The organism is Kitasatospora sp. NPDC048286, from assembly GCF_043201735.1.
GTDB lineage: Bacteria > Actinomycetota > Actinomycetes > Streptomycetales > Streptomycetaceae > Kitasatospora.
On the sequence record NZ_JBICZE010000005.1, the window covers coordinates 203,225 to 223,228 of the forward strand.

15 protein-coding genes are annotated in these 20,004 nt (G+C 71.7%); 12 read left to right on the forward strand and 3 right to left on the reverse strand.

Annotated elements, in window-relative coordinates; all coding sequences use genetic code 11:
• Nucleotides 1–216 precede the first annotated feature (216 nt).
• Nucleotides 217–984 (reverse strand): rhomboid-like protein, encoded by a 768-nt coding sequence (locus tag ACGF13_RS13490; protein ID WP_392873210.1) that lies wholly within the window; start codon nucleotides 982–984, stop codon nucleotides 217–219.
• A gap of 561 nt (nucleotides 985–1,545) precedes the next feature.
• Between ACGF13_RS13490 and ACGF13_RS13495 the strand changes: the two genes are divergently transcribed.
• The 7 genes from ACGF13_RS13495 (at nucleotide 1,546) to ACGF13_RS13525 (ending at nucleotide 12,205) form a co-directional block, all read left to right on the forward strand.
• Nucleotides 1,546–2,283 (forward strand): response regulator transcription factor, encoded by a 738-nt coding sequence (locus ACGF13_RS13495; protein WP_392874216.1) that lies wholly within the window; start codon nucleotides 1,546–1,548, stop codon nucleotides 2,281–2,283.
• A 92-nt stretch (nucleotides 2,284–2,375) separates the two neighbouring features.
• Nucleotides 2,376–3,563: a sensor histidine kinase gene (locus ACGF13_RS13500; RefSeq protein ID WP_392873213.1), complete on the forward strand. Its 1,188-nt coding sequence runs from the start codon at nucleotides 2,376–2,378 to the stop codon at nucleotides 3,561–3,563.
• A gap of 233 nt (nucleotides 3,564–3,796) precedes the next feature.
• Complete coding sequence (locus ACGF13_RS13505) at nucleotides 3,797–7,546, forward strand: multifunctional oxoglutarate decarboxylase/oxoglutarate dehydrogenase thiamine pyrophosphate-binding subunit/dihydrolipoyllysine-residue succinyltransferase subunit (protein WP_392873216.1); 3,750 nt, start codon at nucleotides 3,797–3,799, stop codon at nucleotides 7,544–7,546.
• 281 nt (nucleotides 7,547–7,827) lie between these two features.
• Entirely contained in the window at nucleotides 7,828–9,792 is a 1,965-nt protein-coding gene (locus ACGF13_RS13510) for a serine/threonine-protein kinase (RefSeq protein WP_392873219.1), read from the forward strand.
• 60 nt (nucleotides 9,793–9,852) lie between these two features.
• A complete protein-coding gene (locus tag ACGF13_RS13515) occupies nucleotides 9,853–10,032 on the forward strand; it encodes a DUF6104 family protein (RefSeq protein ID WP_049649445.1) in 180 nt (59 codons plus the stop codon).
• A 222-nt stretch (nucleotides 10,033–10,254) separates the two neighbouring features.
• The gene (locus ACGF13_RS13520; RefSeq protein ID WP_392873222.1) at nucleotides 10,255–11,163 is read left to right on the forward strand and encodes a DUF4097 domain-containing protein; all 909 of its coding nucleotides are present in this window, start codon (nucleotides 10,255–10,257) and stop codon (nucleotides 11,161–11,163) included.
• A 1-nt stretch (nucleotide 11,164) separates the two neighbouring features.
• Complete coding sequence (locus ACGF13_RS13525) at nucleotides 11,165–12,205, forward strand: PadR family transcriptional regulator (protein ID WP_392873225.1); 1,041 nt, start codon at nucleotides 11,165–11,167, stop codon at nucleotides 12,203–12,205.
• Nucleotides 12,206–12,302: 97 nt separating this feature from the next.
• On the opposite strand, the gene ACGF13_RS13530 is transcribed toward ACGF13_RS13525, so the two are convergent.
• Together ACGF13_RS13530 and ACGF13_RS13535 are read right to left on the reverse strand one after the other, a co-directional pair.
• Nucleotides 12,303–13,265, reverse strand: a complete 963-nt coding sequence (locus tag ACGF13_RS13530) for a zinc-binding dehydrogenase (RefSeq protein ID WP_392873228.1) — start codon at nucleotides 13,263–13,265, stop codon at nucleotides 12,303–12,305.
• A gap of 97 nt (nucleotides 13,266–13,362) precedes the next feature.
• Entirely contained in the window at nucleotides 13,363–14,556 is a 1,194-nt protein-coding gene (locus ACGF13_RS13535; protein ID WP_392873231.1) for an NADP-dependent malic enzyme, read from the reverse strand.
• 587 nt (nucleotides 14,557–15,143) lie between these two features.
• Here ACGF13_RS13535 and ACGF13_RS13540 point away from each other — a divergent pair.
• The 5 genes from ACGF13_RS13540 to ACGF13_RS13560 all read left to right on the forward strand — a co-directional run bounded on the left by ACGF13_RS13540 (nucleotide 15,144) and on the right by ACGF13_RS13560 (nucleotide 19,943).
• Nucleotides 15,144–16,073 (forward strand): ABC transporter substrate-binding protein, encoded by a 930-nt coding sequence (locus ACGF13_RS13540; protein ID WP_392873234.1) that lies wholly within the window; start codon nucleotides 15,144–15,146, stop codon nucleotides 16,071–16,073.
• A gap of 419 nt (nucleotides 16,074–16,492) precedes the next feature.
• Nucleotides 16,493–17,416 (forward strand): ABC transporter substrate-binding protein, encoded by a 924-nt coding sequence (locus tag ACGF13_RS13545; RefSeq protein ID WP_392873237.1) that lies wholly within the window; start codon nucleotides 16,493–16,495, stop codon nucleotides 17,414–17,416.
• 36 nt (nucleotides 17,417–17,452) lie between these two features.
• Entirely contained in the window at nucleotides 17,453–18,427 is a 975-nt protein-coding gene (locus ACGF13_RS13550) for an amino acid ABC transporter permease (RefSeq protein WP_392873240.1), read from the forward strand.
• A gap of 47 nt (nucleotides 18,428–18,474) precedes the next feature.
• On the forward strand, nucleotides 18,475–19,227 hold the full coding sequence (locus tag ACGF13_RS13555) for an amino acid ABC transporter ATP-binding protein (protein WP_392874219.1): 753 nt from the start codon (nucleotides 18,475–18,477) through the stop codon (nucleotides 19,225–19,227).
• A 134-nt stretch (nucleotides 19,228–19,361) separates the two neighbouring features.
• Nucleotides 19,362–19,943: a CGNR zinc finger domain-containing protein gene (locus tag ACGF13_RS13560; protein ID WP_392873243.1), complete on the forward strand. Its 582-nt coding sequence runs from the start codon at nucleotides 19,362–19,364 to the stop codon at nucleotides 19,941–19,943.
• Nucleotides 19,944–20,004 lie beyond the last annotated feature (61 nt).

A 20,004-nucleotide genomic window follows, 5' to 3' on the forward strand; every position in this document is an offset into this window, starting at 1 on the left:
ATCTCTCCCCAGTCAGCGAACTTGAGTCGACCTGACTAAGGCCTGGCGGCCGCCGGATGTTCCCGACGCTCTGTTCGCTGTGAGCGAACGGGATGCGGTACGGAAAGCCCTTCCCGCGACCGCGTCAAAAGGAGGCCAAGAGGAGGCCAAGGACTCCTGGGGAAGTCCTGACAGACGAGCGCCCGAGCCTGGGTGAACCCCGACCGGGCGACGGCGTCAACGCACCGCCCGCACCCGCGCCGGCGCACCGCCGGGGGCCGTCGCGGCAACCGGACTCGGCCTGGACGGGCGCCGCTCGACCCGGCGCAGCCAGCGCCACAGCGCGACCCCGGTCAGCACCGCGGCCGGGTGCCCCACCCCGGTGATCACGTCCCGGTCGGAGGCGATCTGCTCGGCGATCATCAGCCCGGCACCGCCCAGCGCCAGCAGCCGCCCGCGCCAGGAGAGCAGCCCGGCCACCGCGCCCAGGCAGGCGAGCACGCCGTAGCTGACCCCGATGTCCAGGTAGTCCATCGCCTCGGGCGCCATCCGCCCGGCCTCCACCGCGGTGATCACCACGCCCTGGGAGAGCAGCGTCGCGGCGACATGCCCGGCCGCGAACACCGCCGCCGCCCGGGCCGGACCGACCCTGCGCTCCAGCGGCGCGAGGGTGAGGGCGAATCCCCACAGGTACGGCATCCACACCTCGCCGGCCACCCAGAATCCGCTCAGCACAAGAGCGCGCAAAGGGTGCTGGAGCAGGTTGTGCCCGTCCGAACTGGACGCTTCCTGCAGACGCTGGACGAGTTCCGGATCGGCGAGCCTCGCGAAGGTCGTGGTGGCTCCCACGACGGCGAGGTATCCGATGGTGAAGGGCGTTCTCCGGGGTGTCGGCACCCGTTCCAGCAGCCATTCCACGACGCCGGCGCGCAGCCCCAGGCGGAGCATTCCGTACGGCGCCCCAGCGGCCCCGAACCCCTCGGCGCCCCGCCCGAGTCCCGCCATGCCGCCTCCGCTCCACGCCGCAGCCACCGACTCCTCGTCAGGTGCCCAACGTACCGGCGCGCGCCGCGGATTCCGCCCGGTCGGGTCTTGTCGCGGCCACGGTACGTCGAGGTTCTGAGAGGCACCTGGGAAAAGCCCGTGAAGACGGTCGCCGCGGCGGACCGCCGGATTCCCGACATTGGTCCAGACCTTCTCCCCCACAACGCGGCAACAGGGCCTCTGACCGGCGCCTTGGCGTCAACTGGACTGCATACGTACCGTTACGCAGAGAAAATTCGCCGGGTAAGGTATCGGCCCGTGCCCACTCGTGCAGTGGGTCCGAGGGCGGCCCGAGAGCCGGCCCACGGGCCGGAAACGTCCGGTCCACCTGCCGGGAAGCATCCGCTGTCCGTACGCTGCGAAGTGCGCGGGAGAAGTGGGCGGCCGACCATCCGTCCCCGTCTCCCGATCGCGCGGCGGGACGGCGGACCCGGCACAGTCCACGACGGAACAAGACTACGAGCGGAGCCCCGCCATCCCCACAGGTGGCCGGCCCGCAGCCCTGGGGGCGGTGGCGTGACCGTGACAGAAATCCAGCAGGACAACCAGCACACCGGTGGCACTGTGAGCAGCCAGCGCAGAGTACTGGTGGTGGAGGACGAGCCCACGATCGCCGAGTCGATCGCCGCCCGGCTGGGCGCCGAGGGCTTCAAGGTCGCCGTGGCCCACGACGGCCCCGGCGCGGTCGACGGCTTTCACACCTGGCAGCCGGACCTGGTCGTCCTCGACATCATGCTGCCCGGCTTCGACGGCCTGGAGGTGTGCCGCCGGATCCAGGCCCAGCGCCCGGTGCCGGTGCTGATGCTGACCGCCCGCGACGACGAGACGGACCTGCTGGTCGGCCTCGGCGTGGGCGCGGACGACTACATGACCAAGCCGTTCTCGATGCGCGAACTGGCCGCCCGCGTCAACGTCCTGCTGCGCCGCGTGGAGCGCGCCCAGCAGGCCGCCCGCACGCCCGCCCTGGGCAGCCTGCGGTTCGGCGAGCTGGAGATCGACCACGTGCAGCGCCGGGTCCGGCTAGCCTCGGGCGACGTCCACCTGACGCCGACCGAGTTCGACCTGCTCGCCTGCCTGGCCGCCCAGCCGCGCGCCGTGCTCACCCGCGAGCAGCTGCTGGCCGAGGTCTGGGACTGGACCGACGCCTCCGGCACCCGCACCGTCGACAGCCACGTCAAGGCGCTGCGCCGGAAGATCGGCGCCAGCTGGATCCGCACCGTCCACGGCGTCGGCTACGCGCTGGAAGCACCGCTCTCCTAGCGTTCGCCTCACGGGCGACGGGCCACCGGGGGGCCCGTGTCCGGACGACGCCGTGCCACCACGCGGGGGACAACGCGGGACCACAGGGGACAATGACCTTTCCACAGCAACGCAACGGGGAATCCGACGGCACGCGGCAGCAGAACCTGGCCGCCCGCGCCGCCCGCCGGGTCTGGGCCGACATCCGGCCGCTCGACCCGGTCCGCTCGATCAAGGGCAAACTCGCCCTGCTCGTGATCGTCTCCGTGTTCCTGGCCACCGGGATGGTGGTCGTGGCGATCCGGTCCGAGACCCAGATCCGGATCATCGTGGTCTTCTCCATGATCGCCTCGCTGCTCTTCATGCAGTTCCTCGCGCACGGGCTGACCGCCCCCCTGCGCGAGATGACGGCCGCCGCCCGCGCGATGGCCTCCGGCGACTACAGCCGCCGGGTCGAGGCGAGCTCACGCGACGAGATCGGCGAGCTGGCGGCCGCCTTCAACGCCATGGCCGCCGACCTCCAGGCCGCCGACCGGCACCGCCGCGAGCTGGTCGCCAACGTCTCGCACGAGCTGCGCACGCCGATCGCCGCGCTGCGCGCCGTCCTGGAGAACGTGGTGGACGGCGTCGTCCAGCCCAATCCGGCCACCCTGGAGGCGGCGCTGGAGCAGACCGAGCGGCTCGGCCGGCTGGTCACCCACCTGCTCGACCTCTCCAAGATCGACGACGGCGTGGTCGACCTGGACGCCCGCCCCTTCGAGGTGCGCGAGTTCCTGGACGGCGTGCTGCGCGGGGTCACCGTGGACGGCGCGACGGCCGGCGGCGCCTTCTCCCGGCGCGGGGACGTCCGGCTGGCCCTGGAGGTCAGCCCGACCGGCCTGACCGGCGTGGCGGACCCCGAACGGCTGCACCAGGTGGTCGCCAACCTGGTCGACAACGCCTGCAAGCACTCCCCGCCCGGCGGCACCGTGACGGTGCGGGCGAGACCGGAGGGCGAGCCGGGCGGCCTGCTGCTGGAGGTCGAGGACGAGGGTCCCGGCATCCCGCCGGCCGACCGCACCCGGGTCTTCGAGCGGTTCGGCCGCAGCGGCACCGCCACCGCCGCCGGGCCGGGCGCGGACGGCGGCACCGGGCTGGGCCTGGCCATCGCCCGCTGGGCGGTGGACCTGCACGGCGGGCGGATCGCGGTGGCCGAGTCCCCGCGCGGCTGCCGGATCGAGGTCCGGCTTCCGGGGCAGCGCCAGGGTGACGGTCGGGACATTTGTCACAGATCCGACACAGACGCATACGAAGATCGTTAAAGGATTCGACCGAGTTTTTGTCCGGTTTGGTCCGGATATAGACCCTGTTCGGCGCCGATCGCTTCCCCCCAGATGCGGCTTCCTAACGCACTTTTTCAGCCAAAGTGCAGGTCAACACTGTGATCTGGGCGACGCCTGGGCCCCGGGGACTGCGCGATCACTGGTCAGGGGCGTAGCCTTAATCCCCGCTGTCCAAACATCCCAAAAGGAAGCGGAAGAGGGCGGTTGCCGCCGTGTCGCCACAGTCCCCTGAAACCCCCAACAGCTCGGCAAGCTCCACTGGCTTCGGCCCCAATGAGTGGCTCGTCGACGAGATCTACCAGCAGTACCTCCAGGACCCGAACTCGGTCGACCGAGCCTGGTGGGACTTTTTCGCCGACTACAAGCCCGGTACCGAGGTGACCCCAGTGACCCAGGCCGCGACCCAGGCCGGCCCCGCGCCGACCCCTGCCGCTGCCCCCGCGCCCGCCGCTGCTGCTGCTCCGGCCGCGCCCGCCGCCCCGGCTGCTCCGGCCGCCCCGGCCCCGGCCGCCGCCCCGGCTCCGCTCGCCGCCGCGCCCGCCGCGCCGCCGGCCCCCAAGGCCGCCGCCCCGGCGCCGGCCGCGCCCGCCGCCGCCACCGGCCCCGAGCTGATCCAGCTGCGCGGCCCGGCGAAGGCCGTCGCCACCAACATGGACGCCTCGCTGGAGGTGCCGACCGCGACCTCGGTCCGCGCCGTCCCGGCGAAGCTGTTGATCGACAACCGCATCGTCATCAACAACCACCTGCAGCGCGCCCGCGGCGGCAAGGTCTCCTTCACCCACCTGATCGGTTACGCCCTGGTCCAGGCCATCAAGGCCGCCCCGGGCATGAACCACAGCTACAAGGTGGAGGACGGCAAGGCCTTCCTGGTCAAGCCGGAGCACGTCAACCTCGGCCTGGCCATCGACCTGGTCAAGCCGAACGGCGACCGCCAGCTGGTCGTCGCGGCCATCAAGAAGGCCGAGACGCTCGACTTCTTCGGCTTCTGGCAGGCCTACGAGGACATCGTCCGCCGGGCCCGCGCCAACAAGCTGACCATGGACGACTTCACCGGCGTCACGGTCTCGCTGACCAACCCCGGCGGCATCGGCACCGTGCACTCCGTGCCGCGCCTGATGCAGAACCAGGGCACCATCGTCGGCGTCGGCGCCATGGAGTACCCGGCCGAGTTCCAGGGCTCCGCCCCGGAGACCCTGGCCCGCCTGGGCGTCTCCAAGATCATGACGCTGACCTCGACCTACGACCACCGCGTCATCCAGGGCGCGGCGTCCGGCGAGTTCCTGCGCGAGATCCACCGCCTGCTGCTCGGCGAGAAGGGCTTCTACGACGAGATCTTCGAGTCGCTGCGGATCCCGTACGAGCCGGTCCGCTGGGCCACCGACGTCGCCACCACCCACGACGACGAGGTCAACAAGACCGCCCGCGTCATGGAGCTGATCCACTCCTACCGGGTCCGCGGCCACCTGATGGCCGACACCGACCCGCTGGAGTACAAGCAGCGCAAGCACCCCGACCTCGACGTCACCACCCACGGCCTCACCCTGTGGGACCTGGAGCGCGAGTTCGCGGTCGGCGGCTTCGGCGGCCAGAAGATGATGAAGCTCCGCGACATCCTCGGCCTGCTGCGCAACACGTACTGCCGCACCGTCGGCGTCGAGTACATGCACATCCAGGACCCGAAGCAGCGCCAGTGGCTGCAGGAGCGCCTGGAGAAGCCGTACACCAAGCCGGAGCGCGAGGAGCAGCTGCGGATCCTCCGCCGCCTGAACTCGGCCGAGGCCTTCGAGACCTTCCTGCAGACCAAGTACGTCGGGCAGAAGCGCTTCTCGCTGGAGGGCGGCGAGTCGCTCATCCCGCTGCTGGACGCCACCATCGACGCCGCCGCCGAGCACCGCCTCGACGAGGCCGTCATCGGCATGGCCCACCGCGGCCGCCTGAACGTGCTGGCCAACATCGTCGGCAAGCCGTACGGCAAGATCTTCGGCGAGTTCGAGGGCAACCTCGACCCGAAGTCGATGCACGGCTCCGGCGACGTCAAGTACCACCTCGGCTCCGAGGGCACCTTCACCGGCCTGGACGGCGAGACCATCAAGGTCTCGCTCGCCGCGAACCCCTCCCACCTGGAGGCCGTGGACCCGGTCGTCGAGGGCATCGCCCGCGCCAAGCAGGACATCCTGGACCAGGGCGGCACCACCTTCCCGGTGCTGCCGATCCAGATCCACGGTGACGCGGCCTTCGCCGGCCAGGGCGTCGTCGCGGAGACCCTGAACATGTCGCAGCTGCGCGGCTACCGCACCGGCGGCACCGTGCACATGGTGGTCAACAACCAGGTCGGCTTCACCGCCGCCCCGGCCAGCAGCCGCTCCTCGATGTACTCCACCGACGTGGCGCGGATGATCGAGGCCCCGATCTTCCACGTGAACGGCGACGACCCGGAGGCCGTGGTCCGCGTCGCGCGGCTCGCCTTCGAGTTCCGCCAGGCGTTCCACAAGGACGTCGTGATCGACCTCATCTGCTACCGCCGCCGCGGTCACAACGAGGCCGACAACCCGTCGTTCACCCAGCCGCTGATGTACGACCTGATCGACAAGAAGCGCTCGGTGCGCAAGCTGTACACCGAGGGCCTGATCGGTCGCGGCGACATCACCATGGAAGAGGCGGAGCAGGCGCTCCAGGACTTCCAGGGCCAGCTGGAGAAGGTCTTCGCCGAGGTCCGCGACGCGGCCCAGGCGCCGGCCGCCACCACCGCCGGCAAGCCGGTCGCCGACTTCCCGGTCTCCATCCGGACCGGCATCTCCCAGGAGATGGTCAAGCGGATCGCCGCCTCGCAGGTCAACCTGCCGGACTGGCTGACCGTCCACCCGCGCCTGATGCCGCAGCTGCAGCGCCGCGCCGCCTCGGTCGAGGACAACACCATCGACTGGGCGATGGGCGAGACCCTCGCCATCGGCTCGCTGCTGATGGAGGGCCACCCGGTCCGCCTGGCCGGCCAGGACAGCCGCCGCGGCACCTTCGGCCAGCGGCACGCCGTCCTGATCGACCGCAAGACCGGCGAGGACTACACCCCGCTGCAGTACCTCACCGAGGACCAGGCCCGCTACACCGTCTACGACAGCCTGCTGTCGGAGTACGCGGCCATGGGCTTCGAGTACGGCTACTCGCTGACCCGCCCGAACTCGCTGGTCATGTGGGAGGCGCAGTTCGGCGACTTCGTCAACGGCGCGCAGACCGTGGTGGACGAGTACATCGCCTCCGCCGAGCAGAAGTGGGGCCAGCACTCCGGCGTCACCCTGCTGCTGCCGCACGGCTACGAGGGCCAGGGCCCGGACCACTCGTCCGCCCGCCCGGAGCGCTTCCTCCAGCTGTGCGCGCAGAACAACATGACGGTCGCCATGCCGACCCTGCCGTCGAACTACTTCCACCTGCTGCGCTGGCAGGCGCACAACCCGCACCACAAGCCGCTGGTCGTCTTCACCCCGAAGTCGATGCTGCGTCTGAAGGCCGCGGCGAGTGCGACCGAGGAGTTCCTGTCCGGCTCGTTCCGCCCGGTCATCGGCGACAACACCGTCGACCCGGCGCAGGTCCGCAAGGTGGTCATCACCGCCGGCAAGTTCTACTACGACCTGGAGGCGGCCCGCACCGAGCGCGGCGTCACCGACACCGCGATCGTCCGGGTCGAGCGGCTCTACCCGCTGCCGGTGGCCGAGCTCCAGGAGGAACTGGCCCGCTACGGCGACGACGTCCAGTTCGTCTGGGCGCAGGAGGAGCCGGCCAACCAGGGTGCCTGGCCGTTCATCGCGATGAACCTGGTCGACCACCTGCAGGTCGTCATCGGCCGCAGCGGCGGCGACGCCCGTCTGCGCCGCGTCGCCCGCACCGCGGCCTCGTCCCCGGCGGTCGGCTCGGCCAAGCGGCACGCCGCCGAGCAGCAGGCCCTGGTCGAGGAGGTCTTCGCGCTCTGACGCGCTGAAGCCCGCACTCTCCACGCCCGCGGCCCCGTCCTCCCACCGGAGGGCGGGGCCGCGGGCGTTCCCGCGCGCCGGTCGGGCGTTCCCGCGTGCCCGTCAGGGGTCCGTGCGCACCGACCTTTTGGTCCCAGCTCTGCAACCAAAGCGGAACCGCGGTGCGCGAGCTCCTGACGGGTCGGTAGGTTATGCCTCGCCGTCCGGCGGCCCCGGCGCCCGTCCGCGCGCCCGACCGCCACGGCCGTACCGCCTCACCGCTCTCCCAGGGGGACCACCACATGACCGCCGACACGCCTCGGGACGCCGGAAAGCTCCCACCGGTCTTCCAGCCGCTCCTCCCGGACGACCCGCGGGAGGTCGGCGGCTACCGGCTGTTCGCCCGGCTGGGCGCCGGCGGCATGGGCCGGGTCTACCTGTCGTACACCCCGGGCGGGCGCCCGGTCGCGCTCAAGGTGGTGCGCCCGGAGTTCGCCGAGGACGGCGAGTTCCGCCGCCGCTTCGCCCAGGAGGTCAGCAACGCCCAGCGCATCCACGGGCTCTACACCGCGCAGGTGATCGACTCCGGCGGACTGGACGGCGACGCCCCCTGGCTGGTCACCGCGTACGTCCCCGGCCCGTCCCTCCAGCAGGTGGTGCGCGAGAACGGCGCGCTCCCGGTGCGCACCGTGCTGCTGCTGATGGGCGGCATCGCCGAGGCCCTCCAGGCGATCCACAGCGTCGAGGTGGTCCACCGCGACCTCAAGCCCGCCAACGTGCTGGTCGCCGGGGACGGCCCGCGGGTGATCGACTTCGGCATCGCCCGGGCCGCCGACGCCACCGCGCTGACCGGCACCGGCTACCGGATCGGCTCCCCCGCCTTCATGTCCCCCGAGCAGGCCCAGGGCCGCCCGGTCACCCCGGCCACCGACGTCTTCGCGCTCGGCGCCCTGGCCGCGTACGTGGCCGGCGGCACCGCGCCGTTCGGCGACGGCCCGGACACCGCGGTGCTCTACCGGGTGGTGCACGAGGACGCGGACCTCACCGCCGTTCCGGCGGACCTGCGCGAGCTGATCCAGCGCTGCCTGGCGAAGTCCCCGGAGGACCGTCCCACGCCCGCCGAGATCATCCGGGTCGCCCGCAACCACCCGGAGGTCGGCGGCCAGCTGCGGTTCGGCGACGACTGGCTGCCGCGCGAGGTCAACACCGAGATCACCCGCCGCTCGGACCTGCCGCAGCAACAATTCCTTCTGGCCCCGCCCACCCCGCTGCCGGCCGCGCCCGCCACCCCGCCGCCCGCGATGCCGGCCACTCCCCCGCCGCCGCCCGGCGCGCCGACCCACCCGGCCACCGCGGTGCACCCGCCGCAGCAGCCGCCGACGCCCCCGCACGGCTTCACGCCGCCGCCGGTCGGCTCGTACGGTGCCCCGCAGCCGCCCACCGAGTCGCCGACCGCGCCGGTGCTGCCCACCCCGCCGACCGTCCGGCTCCAGTCGGAGCCGCCGTCCTACGACACCCCGCCGCCCGGCCCGGCACTGACCGCCGACCCGGCGCCCGCCCCAACCCCGGCGCCGGAGCCCGGGCGCAAGGGCGGGGTGTCCTGGAAGGTGCTGCTCACCGTCGCCCTGGTGATGGCGGTCGGCGGCACCGCGGGCGGCGTGGTGCTGATGAAGAAGCTGGACGACGGCAAGGCGTCGGGCGCCAAGCCGGCCCCGGCGGTCACCGTCACCCAGGGCCCTGATCCGACCAAGCCGGCCTCCTCCCCCAGCGCCTCCGCCTCCACCGACCCGGTGACGGCCTCGACCCCCAAGCCCGGCCAGAGCACCGTCTCGGCCCCGGCCCGGCCCACCGGTTACTCCCCGATGCTGGACAAGAAGTCGCTGGCGATCCCCAGCGCCGACTACTCCTCCGACGCCTACCGGATCGACCTGGACTCGGGCACCGTGGTGCCCCGCTCCACCGACCTCAAGTGGGGCTTCGGGGTCACCAACAACAGCAGCGGCAGCAAGGCCAACGCCTTCGCCAGCTACGGCGACAACAAGTCGGACTTCGCGGTGATCACCGAGCCGTCCGTCACCGCCGAGCAGTGCGCCGCCGCGATCGACTCCCGGCCGGACACCGACCTCTCGTACAACCGGGTCGCGCCCGGCCGGCTGCTCTGCGTCCGGGACCGGGTCACCCGCAACATCGCCATCGTGGCGATCGAGCAGGCCGACCCGACCTCCGGGGCCGCCAAGGTCACCGTCAGCACCTGGCGGGCGAGCTGACCCGACCAGGGCGCACGCCCTATCCTGACCAGGTCAATCCCCACCGGACCGGAGCGAACCGTGTACTTCACCGACCGAGGCATCGAGGAGCTGGAGAACCGGCGCGGCGAGGAGGAGGTCACCCTCGGGTGGCTGGCCGAGCAGCTGCGCACGTTCGTCGACCTCAACCCGGACTTCGAGGTCCCGGTCGAGCGGCTGGCCACCTGGCTGGCGCGGCTCGACGACGAGGACGACGAGTGACCCGGTGACGGCCGTCGTGAGGCCCGGGAGGCGATCGCCTCCCGGGCCTCACGCGTGTTCGGGCACGGAGCTCCGCCGTCCCCGTAGGGGAGGCCTCGGGGACGGATCCGGGACGGATCGGGGTCGGGACGGGGGCCGGAGCGCTTGACTCTGCCAGCACGCGATATATCGTCTTTAAAAGAGAACGCGATACATCGCGATCGCCAACGGGAGGCGGCAGAGATGAGCCAGTGGACGGTCGAGGGCACCGAGAGGATCACCTTCGACGAGTCGGTGCGCGCGCTGCACGTGCGGACCATCGAGGGCACGGTGAACGTGGTGGCGGCCGACGGCCCGGCCCGTCTTGAGGTCACCGAGCTGGTCGGCGACCCGCTGCACGTGACGCTGGTGGACGGCGTCCTGACCGTCACCTACAAGGACATCAACAGCTGGGGCGAGTTCGGCGACTGGGTCAAGTCCGTCGGCTCGGTGCGGAACTTCTTCGGCTCCTTCAAGCGCAAGCGGATCGCCGGCGTCACCGTGACCGTCCCCGCCGACGTCGAGGTCAAGGTCGGCACCGTGTCCGCCCACGCCACCGTCAGCGGCATCGACGGGCACGTCTCGGTGCAGAGCGCCAACGGCGACACCACCCTCGCCGGGGTGACCGGCCGGATCGACGCGAGCACCGTCACCGGCGACGTCGACGCCCAGGCCGTCGGCGGCCGGCTCAAGGTCAACACCGTCTCCGGGCAGCTCACCGTGATCGCCGGCACCGCCGACCGGATCCAGGCCAACACCGTCACCGGCGCCGTCACCCTGGACCTCGACGTGGCCGGCGAGACCGACGTCAAGGTCAACACCGTCAGCGGCGCTGTCGTGGTCCGGATCCCCTCCGCGGCCGACGCCACCGTCGAGGCCGGCTCCACCAGCGGCGACGTCTCCAGCACCTTCGAGCAGCTCCAGATGAGCAGCACCTGGGGCGCCAAGAAGATCTCCGGCCGACTCGGCGAGGGCCGCGGCAACCTCAACGTCACCACCGTCTCCGGCGCGGTCACCGTGCTGCGCCGCCCCGACGCGGAGGAGGAGGGCCCGGTGGTGGTCAAGGAACTCCCGGCCGGCCCCGGCACGCCGAACCTCACCAAGGAGGCTTGAGATGACCCCTGTGTTCGGCCACGGTCGGCTCCGCCTGTACCTGCTGAAGCTGCTGGACGAGGCCCCGCGGCACGGCTACGAGGTGATCCGGCTGCTGGAGGAGCGCTTCCAGGGCCTGTACGCCCCCTCGGCCGGGACGGTCTACCCGCGGCTGGCCAAGCTGGAGCAGGAGGGCCTGGTCACCCACAGCACCGAGGGCGGCCGCAAGGTCTACCGGCTGACCGACGCCGGACGCGCCGAACTCGAAGCCCGACAGGGCGAGTTGGACGAGCTGGAGCTGGAGATCCACGACTCCGTGGCGCAGCTCGCCGGGGCGATCCGCGAGGACGTCCGGGACAGCGCCAAGGACCTGCGCGAGGAGCTGTGGAACGCCGCCAAGCAGGCGCCCCGGCCGGAGCGCGCCGAGAACGGCGACCCGTGGGCCGGGCCCTGGGGCGACAACGAGTCCTGGCAGCGCGCCAAGGAGGAGTTCGCCCAGTTCAAGCAGCAGGCCAAGGAGCAGGCCAAGCGCGCCCGGGAGCAGGAGCAGGCCGCCAAGGCCAAGGCGAAGGCCGCCGAGGCGGAGGCCCGCCGGCTGCGCGAGCAGGCCAAGGCCTCGCGCACCGCCGCGCAGCAGGAGGCGCTGCGGATCAAGCGCCGGGTCGAGCAGCAGGTGCGCGAGCACGCCGCGAAGGGCGACTGGCCGACCGGGCTGGCCGAGGGCCTGTCCGAGCTGACCAAGGGCCTGGCCGGGCTGGCCGACGCGGCCCGCTGGGGCCACGGCCCGGAGGAGCCGGCCGCGGAGCCCGCCGAGAAGGTCAACGTGACCAGGATCGACCTGGACAAGGACGAGAACGAGCCCGGAACCCCGGCCGACCTGCCGTCGTGGGCCCACACCGGCCCGGCCGGGGATCCGGCCCGTGAGCTGGAGCGGCTGCTCGACCGCTTCCGCGACCAGGTGCGGGACGCGGCCAGGGACGGCGGGGTGGGCGCGGACAAGCTTGCCGAGGCCCGTACGGTGCTGGGCGCCGCGGGCGAGCGGCTGAAGCGACTGCTCGGCTGACGCCGACGGTCCGGAACGGCGGCCCGGTGCCCCCTTCGGGAGGTGCCGGGCCGCCACATGTGCCGGGGCGTCAGGGCGCCGTCGGGCGGGCCCCGGGTCAGGGGTTGAGGACGACCTTCCCGAAGACGTCACCCTTGGCGAGCCGGGCGAAGCCGTCCCTGGCCTCGGCCAGCGGCAGCACCGAGTCGATCACCGGCCGGACGCCGGTGTTGGCGCAGAAGGAGAGCAGCCCGGCCAGCTCCTCCTTGGTGCCCATGGTCGAGCCGACCACCTTGAGCTCCAGGAAGAAGATCCGGTTCAGCTCGGCGGAGCTCGGGCTGGGGCCGGAGGTGGCCCCGGAGATGACGATGGTGCCGCCCGGGCGCAGCGACTTCACCGAGTGCGACCAGGTCGCGGCGCCGACCGTCTCCATGACCGCGTCCACCCGCTCGGGCAGCCGGGCGCCGCTCTCGAAGGCCGCGTCGGCGCCGAGCTCCACCGCCCGGGCGCGCTTGGCCTCGTCCCGCCCGGTGACCCAGACCCGCAGGCCGGCCGCCTTGCCGAGGACGACCAGCGCGGTCGCCACCCCGCCGCCCGCGCCCTGCACCAGGACGGTGTCCCCGGGCTTGACCCCGGCGTTGGTGAACAGCATCCGGTACGCCGTCAGCCAGGCGGTGGGCAGGCAGGCGGCCTGCTCGAAGCTCAGCTCGGCGGGCTTGGGCAGCAGGTTCCAGGTGGGTACGGCCACCCGCTGGGCGAAGGTGCCCTGGTAGCGCTCCGTCAGGATGGACCGCGGCTCGTCCGGGCCGACCCCGTAGCCGCTCTGGCCGATCACCGAGTGCACGACCACCTCGTTGCCGTGCTCGTCGACGCCGGCGGCGTCGCAGCCGAGGATCATCGGCAGCTTCTCGGCGGGCAGGCCGACCCCGCGCAACGACCAGAGGTCGTGGTGGTTGAGGCTGGCGGCCCGGACCGTGACCACGCTCCATCCGGGACGGGCCTGCGGCTCGGGGAGCTCGCCCAGCTCCAGCCCGCTCAGCGGGTCGGCGGCGTCGATACGTGCGGCGTAGGCAGCGAACATGCCCCGGACGATAGCCCCGACGGCCGGGGCCGGGAACCACGCGAACGTGTGACGCGTGTCCCGGCCCCGGGCCGATCGGCGGTGTCCGGTCGGATCGTCAGATCCGCGCCACGCCCTCCGCCCGGGCGGCCTCGGCGACGGCCTTGGTGACCGCCGGCGCGACCCGCTCGTCGAACGGGGAGGGGATGACCTTCTGCGGCGTCAGCTCGTCGGCCACGACGCCGGCCAGCGCCTTGGCGGCGGCCAGCTTCATGCCCTCGGTGATCCGGGAGGCGCGGACCTGGAGGGCGCCCGCGAAGATGCCCGGGAAGGCCAGCACGTTGTTGATCTGGTTCGGGAAGTCACTGCGGCCGGTGGCGACCACCGCGGCGTACTTGTGCGCGACCTCGGGGTGGATCTCCGGGGTGGGGTTGGCCATCGCGAAGACGAACGCGCCCTCGGCCATGGTCGCGACGACCTCCTCCGGCACGGTGCCGCCGGAGACGCCGATGAACACGTCGGCGCCGGCCATCGCGTCGGCCAGCGAGCCCTTGAGGCCGGTGCGGTTGGTCCGCGCGGCGATCTCGGCCTTGACGTCGGTGAGATCGCCGCGGCCCTCGTACACCACGCCCTTGCGGTCGCAGACGGCCACGTCGCCGATGCCGGCCGCGACCAGCATCTTGGCGATGGCGATGCCGGCCGCGCCGGCGCCGGAGATGACGGCCCGCAGCGAGCCGATCTCACGGCCGGTCACCTTGGCGGCGTTCCACAGGGCGGCGGTGGTGACGATCGCGGTGCCGTGCTGGTCGTCGTGGAAGACCGGGATGTCCAGGGCCTCCTGGAGCCGGCGCTCGATCTCGAAGCAGCGGGGCGCGGAGATGTCCTCCAGGTTGACGCCGCCGAAGGAGGGCGCCAGCCGGACCACGGTCTCGACGATCTCGTCGACCTCGGTGCAGGCGAGCGCGATCGGCACCGCGTCCACGCCGCCGAACTGCTTGAACAGGATGGCCTTGCCCTCCATCACGGGCAGCGAGGCCTGCGGGCCGATGTCGCCGAGGCCCAGCACCGCGGTGCCGTCGGTGACCACCGCGACGGTGTTGGACTTCCAGGTGTAGTCGTTGACCAGTTCCGGCTGCTCGGCGATGGCCGTGCAGACCCGGGCGACACCGGGGGTGTAGGCGAGGGACAGGTCGTCCGCGTCGCGCACCGGGACGGTCGCCCGGATCTCCATCTTGCCGCCGCGGTGGAGCGCGAAAACCGCGTCGACCGGATCGTCGGTGTCCTGGGTGCTGCTGATGATCTCCGCTGCCACGATGACCTCTTCGTCATTGATCTGGCGAGGACGCGCGGCCGACGGGAGGACGACCCGGCCGGAAACCGGAAACCGGGTACGCCGAAGCGGACCCGGGGTCAGGGTCGGGGCGCTGCCGTCGGGCGGCGCCCTCGGATGAGGGTTTTGTTGGGTCTTCTGTTGTCCGCGTTGTGCTTACGGGCCGAGCGTAGGTCGGACGACGGCATCGCACCTATGCCTTTTCGTCCTCGTCACGTACGGTTCATCGCCGAGCTGTCGCGTCACGGAAGCCCGGCGTCTCAGCGCAGGGCACCGGCGGCGGCAGCGGCATGAGCGCACGCGCACCCGCACCCGCAGGAGTGAACGCAGGTCCGAAGGGAGTCGGCGCCCCGGATACGGAGCCGCGTGAGGACTTCCGTTCCCGAGCACCGCGAGCCTGTCGGGGCTCGTCGGTCTGGTTCGAGCGTTCGGGGGTCACCCGGTACCGAATTCTGACACACCCGCTGCCGGGCCCGGCAGGCCGGGATGGCAGGATCGCTTGTCCGCCATTTCGCGTACACCCGCGCGACACCGTGGCGGCGCCCGTCCCTCCCACAGGAGCCGCCCTCATGCGTCACGCCCGCCTCGCCCGCCGTCCGATCCCGGCCGCCGCCGCCCTGACGACCGCCGGAGCCCTGTTGCTGACCGGCTGCGGCAGTGGCGGGCAGGCCGCCGCGGAGGATCCGGTCAAGGACCTGCGCGGCAAGCTGCCGAAGACCCTGCGGTCGGCCGGGGTGCTGCGGGTCGGCATGGACGTCAACTACGCCCCGGTGGAGTTCCGCGGCCCGGACGGCACCCCGACCGGCCTCGACCCGGAGCTCGCCGCCGCCCTGGGCCGGATCCTCGACGTACGGGTCGAGTTCGTCGACACCCCCTTCGACAAGCTGGTGCCGAACCTCCAGGCCAAGCAGTACGACGTGGCGATGTCGGCGCTCAGCGACACCCGCAAGCGCCGTGACGCCCTGGACGAGAACGGCAAGCAGGCCGGCCCCGGCGTGGACTTCGTGGACTACTTCATCGCCGGCACCTCGATCGTCGTCCCGAAGGGCAACCCCAAGGCGATCAAGAGCCTGGACGACCTGTGCGGCAAGACCGTCGCGCTCCAGCAGGGCACCACCCAGGACGAGATCGTCACCCGCCAGGTGTCCGTCTGCACCCGGGCCGGCCGTCCCGCGCTGGTCCCCCACAAGCTGGACACCGACACCAAGGCGCTGGCCGAGGTCGCCTCCGGCGCGGCCGCGGCCGGCCTGAACGACTTCCCGGTGGCCGCCTACGCGGCGAAGACCACCGACGGCGGCGCCCGCTTCGAGGTGACCGGCGGGCAGTCCACCTCCAACCCGTACGGGATCGCGCTGCGCAAGGACGACGGGCAGCTGCGCGACGTGCTGGCCAAGGCGATCGACCAGCTGATCCGCAGCGGTGAGTACGACAAGATCCTGGCCAAGTGGAACGTGAGCGCCGGCGCGGCGCAGAACGCGGTGGTCAACGGGGGCATCTGACCGGCGGGCGGCGGACCCCCGGGTACGGCACGGACGGGTCTGCATACCTATGCGCAGAGTGACAGGGACACGGGATAAGTCCGAATAGCGGACAGTGCGACCCCTCGTTATCCGATTTTGATCTGGATGAGGGCCACCTGACTGTCATCAGATGGCAGGATTCCCCCCATCTCGGATCGAGCCGGCCACTGGTCGAGGCCGACCGGTCAACGTCCACCTCGGCGGAGGGTGGCGGAAGCAGTACCTCGTACACCCCCGGGCGGCACCCCCGCGCCCGGGCAACTGCACGACCCGGCCTGCACGTACGACGACGTACGGCGACACGCACCCGTACCGAGCCGCGCGGCTCGCCGTTCCGGTGCGCCGCTCCCGCGGCGCGCTCCGCCCGACCTCTCTCCCCCAGGATGGAGATCCCCCTCATGACCACCCGTACCCAGCGCAGCCGGCTCCTCGCAGCCGGTGTGGTCGCCGCGTCGGTCTCCCTCGTGCTGACCGGCTGCAGCAGCAGCAAGAGCGACGGCAGCGGCGCCCCCAACGCCTCCGCGACCGTCAACGAGGTCAAGGCCGATCCCAAGCTGGCCTCGCTCGTCCCGGATGACGTCAAGGCGGCCGGCAAGCTCGTGGTGGGCGCGGACGCCTCCTACGCGCCGGACGAGTTCAAGGACGACAGCGGCAAGGTCATCGGCATGGACGTCGACCTGGCCAACGCCATCGCCGCCAAGCTCGGCCTGAAGGCCGAGGTCCAGGACTCCGGCTTCACCGCGATCATCCCCGGCATCCAGTCGAACAAGTTCCAGCTCGGCATGTCGTCCTTCACGGACAACAAGGAGCGCGAGCAGATCGTCGACATGGTCACCTACTTCAACTCCGGCAGCGCCGTCGCGGTGAAGAAGGGCAACCCGGAGAAGATCGACCCGAAGGACCTCTGCGGCAAGAAGGTCGCCGTCCAGACCGGCACCACCCAGGCCGACGAGATCAAGGACACCCGCGACCCCGACTGCGCCAAGGCCGGCAAGCCGGGCATCCAGAACGGGGGCGACAAGTTCGACCTCCAGACGGACGTCACCAACGCCGTGGTCTCCGGCCGCGACCAGGCGCTGATGGCCGACTCCCAGGTCGTCGACTACGCGGTCAAGCAGTCCGGCGGCCAGCTGGAGAAAGTCGGCGAGACCTACGGCGTGGCCCCCTACGGCGTGGCCCTGGCCAAGGGCTCCAAGCTCACCCCGGCCATCCAGGGCGCCGTCCAGTCGCTGATCGACGACGGCACCTACAAGCAGATCCTGAACAAGTGGGGTGTCGAGGCCGGCGCCATCGAAAAGTCGGTCGTCAACGGCGCCTCCTGACCCTCGTACGCTTCACTTCTCCCCCGAGGCCACACCGTGAACTCTTTGGACAAGGGGACGGCGGAGAAGGGGCGGCCCGAGACCATCAGGGCCGTCCCCGTCCGTCACCCCGGACGCTGGGCCGGCGCCGTCGTCATCGCCGTACTCGCGGCGATGCTCGTGAGCGCCCTCTTCACCAACCCCGCTTTCAAGTGGGACATCGTCGGTCAGTACCTGTTCCACGACAGCATCATGCACGGCCTGCTGGTGACGCTGGAACTGACCGTTCTCGCCATGCTCATGGGCGTGGTCGGCGGCATCGTCCTCGCGGTGATGCGCCTTTCCCCGAACCCGCTGCTGGCCGGCGTCGCCTGGGTCTACATCTGGATCTTCCGCGGCACCCCGGTCCTGGTTCAGCTGGTGTTCTGGAACTTCCTCGGCCTGATCTGGGCCAAGCTGTCGATCGGCGTGCCGTGGGGGCCGGAGTTCTGGTCCGAGCAGACCAACGTGCTGATCCCGACCTTCGTCGCCGCCCTGCTGGGCCTCGGCCTCAACGAGGCCGCCTACATGGCGGAGATCGTCCGCGGCGGCATCCAGTCGGTCGACGAGGGCCAGTCCGAGGCCTCGCACGCGCTCGGCATGAGCCGGTTCCAGACCATGCGCCGGATCGTCCTGCCGCAGGCCATGCGGGTGATCATCCCGCCGACCGGCAACGAGACCATCTCGATGCTCAAGACCACCTCGCTGGTCTCCGTGATCTCCCTGGAGGAGATCTTCCGGGCCGGCCAGGTCATCTACTCCCGCAACTACCAGAACATCCCGCTGCTGATCGTGGTCAGCCTCTGGTACCTGTTCTTCACCTCGGTGCTGACCATCGGCCAGTACTACATCGAGCGCCACTACGCCCGGGGCTCCAACCGCACCCTGCCGCCCACCCCGCTGCAGCGGCTGCGGGGCCTGTTCGCCGGGAAGCCCGCCCCCAAGACGAACGCCGACGTCGTCCCGGGGCTCGAGGGAGGTGGTCACGTATGACCGACCTGAGCAAGACCCCCGCCGACGCCGCGGCGTCCACCGAGCCCATGGTCCGCGCCGAGAACGTGCACAAGTCCTACGGCCCGGTCGAGGTGCTCAAGGGCATCGACCTGGAGGTCGAGCAGGGCGAGGTGTTCTGCCTGATCGGCCCCTCCGGCTCCGGCAAGTCGACCTTCCTGCGGTGCATCAACCACCTGGAGAAGATCAACGGCGGCCGCCTCTGGGTGGACGGCGAGCTGGTCGGCTACCGGCAGAAGGGCGACCGGCTGCACGAACTCAAGGACCGCGAGGTCGCCCTCAAGCGGCGCGACATCGGCATGGTCTTCCAGCGCTTCAACCTGTTCCCGCACATGACCGCCATCGAGAACGTCATGGAGGCGCCGGTCCAGGTCAAGGGCGAGAGCAGGGCCGACGCCCGCGAGCGCGGCATGGCCCTGCTGGAGCGGGTCGGCCTGGCCGACAAGGCCGGGAACTACCCCTCGCAGCTCTCCGGCGGCCAGCAGCAGCGCGTGGCGATCGCCCGCGCGCTGGCCATGAAGCCCAAGCTGATGCTCTTCGACGAGCCCACCTCCGCGCTCGACCCGGAGCTGGTCGGCGACGTCCTCGACGTCATGCGCGGCCTCGCCGAGGAGGGCATGACCATGGTGGTCGTCACCCACGAGATGGGCTTCGCCCGCGAGGTCGGCGACGCCCTGGTGTTCATGGACGGCGGCGTGGTGGTCGAGTCCGGCAACCCCCGCGAGGTGCTCACCAACCCGCAGCACGAGCGCACCAGGGCCTTCCTGTCCAAGGTGCTCTAGGCCGTACCGTCGGCGCCCGGCAGACCCGTCCTGCCGGGCGCCGACCCCTTTCCCACCGGGGAAAGGAGGCTGGAACGCCGTACGAGTAATAGGCTGGAGGCAGTCAGCCCGTTACCGAATCTGGAAGGACCCCTGTGGAGCTCGCCGCCTACGCCGATCTCGCCGTTCGGCTGGTGAACACCGAGGAGCCCGAGCGCGGCACCGACACGCTGACCTCCGTGGAGGCGGTGCGCGGCCTGTTCTCCGACTCCTCGCGGGCCGCCGCCCTCGCCGACGAGTCCGACCTGCCCCGGCTGCGGGCGGTGCGGACCAGGCTGCGCGGGGTCTTCGAGGCCGCCGCCGAGGGCGACGAGGTCCGCGGCGTCGACCTGCTGAACAGCCTGCTGATGGAGTACCCGGTCAGCCCGCTGGTCTCCGGGCACGACCTCCTGGACGACGCCGGGCGGCCGCGCTGGCACCTGCACCTGGCCGACAACTCCCCCACCGCCACCGCGCACTACACCGCGGTCGCCTGCATGGGCCTGGCCGTCCACCTGACCGAGCTGGGCGCCGACCGGCTCGGCATCTGCCAGGCCGCGCCCTGCCGCAACGCCTACCTGGACACCTCGACCAACCGCTCCCGCCGCTACTGCTCGGACCGCTGCGCGACCCGCGCCAACGTGGCCGCCTACCGGGCCCGCAAGCGCCAGGAGGCGGAGGCCGCGGCCCGGGCCTAGGCCCTCGCGAACTCAGGCCCTCGCGAACTCAGGGCCTGGGGAGTTCGGGGCCCCGGGAGTT

Coding starts and splice junctions, on each gene's coding strand:
- ACGF13_RS13490 (WP_392873210.1), bottom strand. CDS start 984: ATGGCGGGACTCGGGCGGGGCGCCGAGGGGTTCGGGGCCGCTGGGGCG.
- ACGF13_RS13500 (WP_392873213.1), top strand. CDS start 2,376: ATGACCTTTCCACAGCAACGCAACGGGGAATCCGACGGCACGCGGCAG.
- ACGF13_RS13510 (WP_392873219.1), top strand. CDS start 7,828: ATGACCGCCGACACGCCTCGGGACGCCGGAAAGCTCCCACCGGTCTTC.
- ACGF13_RS13520 (WP_392873222.1), top strand. CDS start 10,255: ATGAGCCAGTGGACGGTCGAGGGCACCGAGAGGATCACCTTCGACGAG.
- ACGF13_RS13525 (WP_392873225.1), top strand. CDS start 11,165: ATGACCCCTGTGTTCGGCCACGGTCGGCTCCGCCTGTACCTGCTGAAG.
- ACGF13_RS13530 (WP_392873228.1), bottom strand. CDS start 13,265: ATGTTCGCTGCCTACGCCGCACGTATCGACGCCGCCGACCCGCTGAGC.
- ACGF13_RS13540 (WP_392873234.1), top strand. CDS start 15,144: ATGCGTCACGCCCGCCTCGCCCGCCGTCCGATCCCGGCCGCCGCCGCC.
- ACGF13_RS13545 (WP_392873237.1), top strand. CDS start 16,493: ATGACCACCCGTACCCAGCGCAGCCGGCTCCTCGCAGCCGGTGTGGTC.
- ACGF13_RS13555 (WP_392874219.1), top strand. CDS start 18,475: ATGGTCCGCGCCGAGAACGTGCACAAGTCCTACGGCCCGGTCGAGGTG.